This window comes from Streptomyces tricolor (assembly GCF_002155905.1).
In the GTDB taxonomy this organism is placed as follows: domain Bacteria; phylum Actinomycetota; class Actinomycetes; order Streptomycetales; family Streptomycetaceae; genus Streptomyces; species Streptomyces tricolor.
Window position 1 is genome coordinate 1 of the sequence record NZ_MUMF01000959.1, and the last position, 533, is coordinate 533.

At 70.7% G+C, this 533-nt stretch carries 1 protein-coding gene; it reads left to right on the plus strand.

Annotated features, from left to right (window positions below; all coding sequences use genetic code 11):
• Window positions 1-533 (plus strand): cytochrome P450 family protein (locus CCN44_RS41890; RefSeq protein ID WP_143650477.1); only part of this gene is annotated, 533 nt, incomplete at both ends.

A 533-nucleotide genomic window follows, 5' to 3' on the forward strand; every position in this document is an offset into this window, starting at 1 on the left:
CTGGCTGGTCACCCGGTACGCCGATGCCCGCCAGGCCCTGGCCGACCAGCGGCTGAGCAAGAACCCGGCGCATCACGACGAGCCGGCGCACGCCAAGGGCAAGACGGGCATTCCGGGCGAGCGCAAGGCGGATCTGATGACGCATCTGCTGAACATCGACCCGCCGGACCACACCCGGCTCAGAAGGCTGGTGAGCAAGGCGTTCACCCCGCGCCGGGTCGCCGAGTTCGCACCCCGGGTGCAGGAACTGACCGACCAGCTCATCGACCGGTTCGCCGAGCGCGGATCCGCCGACCTCATCCACGAGTTCGCCTTCCCGCTGCCCATCTACGCCATCTGCGACCTGCTCGGCGTCCCGCGCGAGGACCAGGACGACTTCCGCGACTGGGCCGGCATGATGATCCGGCACGGCGGAGGCCCCCGGGGCGGGGTCGCCCGGTCGGTGAAGAAGATGCGCGGCTACCTCGCCGAGCTGATCCACAAGAAGCGCGAGGCGCTCCCGCCCGCGCCCACGCCCGGCGAGGACCTGATCT